Here is a 2,574-nt window from a genome sequence, read left to right as displayed (position 1 = left end):
AATCATGTTCACAAATGCCTATTTCTGTTATAGTTGCAATTCCAATTCTATTTTTTCCTAAGTCTTCATAGGTTACTGGAAGATTTAAATGGATTTTATCTAAAAGTGAAGCATCCTCGGGAATAAGTAAATTCCGAACTGCTTCACTTTTTTCTTCTTCTGTCCTGTGATCATAAGCCTTATTATCTGCAATTCTAGCCCTCCCTGCCCAGTTCGCTAAAGTTAATTCATCCATTCCACCTCTCTCAGCTTTTGTACTTAACCAATGCCTTGCATTGTGTGATAGTAATCTAACAAACTCTCCTTTCGAAGTAGTTATACAATGCTTTTCCCATAATGATGTTTTGGGACGTGTATCAGAATAGCAGAATCTATCATTAATAAGATTTACTGTTGGTAATATAAAAGAAAATTTTTTAGGGAGAAAATCATCATGAAATTCATTTTCTCTGAATAATAATAAGGCTTCAGAAGCTTTAACGTTTTTATTTTTATCAATATATGGCCAGTAATTGAATTTTGAGGTATATTTTTCGTATAAGTACTTTCCCAAAACATTAGAAGTTATAACGCCATTATTTTCTTTCATTAACTTTTCAAACCACTTAGTTTTAATCCCATTCTTTCCATTAATTTCTAAAACCTTACCTATTTCTATTTCAGTTAAAGGTTTTTGAGATAAATAATGGGATACTTGCATACCTTGATCTGGTGATATCATTACCGTGTTAGGATTTTCTTCCGCAAATTTTGCTGCTTTTCTTGCTAAAGCTCCTATATCTGTTAAACGTTTAACTGCTTCAATAATCACATCTTGCATGCTACTAGGGACCCATTTCAAACCCTCTTTTCCATTTTTTGCAGGTATCCATCGAATACCTAATTGCTTATTTCCTAGGCTATCTTCTTCCCATTCTAAGCAATTAACAGATAAAGACATCAACTCAGAACAACGAGATGGAGCAACCATAAGTAGAGCCATAACTGCTGTATAATACTCAGTTTCTTTATCTAAATTTGGTGCATCATGAAAGAGTTTAGCAACCAACATCATTTCTTCATCTGTTGGCATTTTACTTGAACGGTATTCTTTTCCTCTTTCATCAAGCAATATCGTTAAATCTCTAGGACGTTTATATGGGTTATTCCATAAAGACAAATTTGGAGTAATACCATTTTCACGACAAAAATCAAATAACTTCTCAAGTTGATATCCTAATTTATTGACTGATTCAGTATCTTTTTTATATTTTTTCAATACAAGGGTTTCAACTTCATTAATGACTAAATTATCGAGTTGTAATATATCGCAATTGTCTTTTACATTGTATAAAGCCATTTCAACCATACGTAATGATTCCATATGTCGTGATAATTGACGAACTGGCTGCTGAGAATAAACATAACGAATGTATGCTTTAGCAAAATCAATAAATGGTTCAGATAACGGCTCATATTGGTAGGATGTAGATTTAACCCTATCTGTGGAAAAACGGACTTGAATGTTGTGAATATTAAAGGTATCTCTCCATTGATTATTGTCCCAACAATCACTTCCGAAAGCTGTAAGTTTGTTTTTACAGAAAGTGATAAAATTTTCTAAACTCGATTTTGGATTCTCATGTACCTGGAAAAAAATTGTATTATTCATAATCAATGAGTCTCTATATTTTTTTTCATTTCATCACACGCTTGAACAACATATTCAACAGCCAATATAATACGATCCTTAGAAGATGCATAATCTATACTTTTAGTTCTTCTTAAACGCTCTTCTTTCTCTTTATACAGTTTATTTAATATTTGTTGATGTGGACCATCAACCAAAGGTCTAAATTTAGGGCATAAATAACAAGTCTCATAGCCGGTTATACAAAAATCATTCGTCCCGCATGCGCCTATAGTATCTACTCCGTTATTAGTTATTAGAGATGTTGGATCAAATCCTCTCTCACTTTCATTCAAATTAGAAATAATTCTGCCAACAAATGCTTGGGCCAGTTTTCCCATTTCAGCACCCATAACGCGATCAATATATTGCACTGTATCCGCTGTATTTTCAGTATAGACTTTCACATTTTGTGTATCTGAGTGATCTAGTAGTTCTGCTATAATCGCTGCACCAACTCCTTTTCTCCCTAGGTTAGTTCCTCTTGTATGACGAAAACGTCTTGCGTTAACATGAATAATTTCACCTGTTCGCTCTGAAACAGCTTTTTGATGTATACAGAATTTTCGTAATACATTTAGTTCTAATGAAGAGCTCGAGTAATGAAAAATATCTGATTTTAATAATGAAAGATCAAAATGCCTATTTTTTATATTATTCTTCAGAGAACGCCAATCAATAAAAATTGGTAATTTCATTTTATAATCTGATATAAATGCTTCATCAACCAGGCTAAGTAATTTTTTATACTGATATTCTAAAAAGTTTAAGAGAACTAAATACAAATCCTCTGTAATAGCAATCTTTTTAAATGTTTTTCTAAATAACCCACCTCTCTTTTTAGCACTAGGGATATTTAGAACGGTTGTTTATATATCATTTGCAAATGTAAATTATAAAATTAT

General features: G+C 32.0%; 2 protein-coding genes. Both read right to left on the bottom strand.

Features of this window, described 5'->3' with window-relative positions; translation table 11 throughout:
- The coding region (locus tag HMPREF9098_RS08060; RefSeq protein WP_040564377.1) for an integrase at window positions 1-1,651 on the bottom strand (1,651 nt) is incomplete at its 3' end.
- A 2-nt stretch (window positions 1,652-1,653) separates the two neighbouring features.
- Window positions 1,654-2,454: a tyrosine-type recombinase/integrase gene (locus HMPREF9098_RS11520; RefSeq protein WP_003783745.1), complete on the bottom strand. Its 801-nt coding sequence runs from the start codon at window positions 2,452-2,454 to the stop codon at window positions 1,654-1,656.
- Window positions 2,455-2,574: the final 120 nt, after the last annotated feature.

It is taken from the genome of Kingella denitrificans ATCC 33394 (genome assembly GCF_000190695.1).
Lineage (GTDB): Bacteria > Pseudomonadota > Gammaproteobacteria > Burkholderiales > Neisseriaceae > Kingella_A > Kingella_A denitrificans.
The sequence above is the reverse complement of the archived record's forward strand: the minus strand, read 5'-3'. Positions and strand labels throughout refer to the sequence as shown.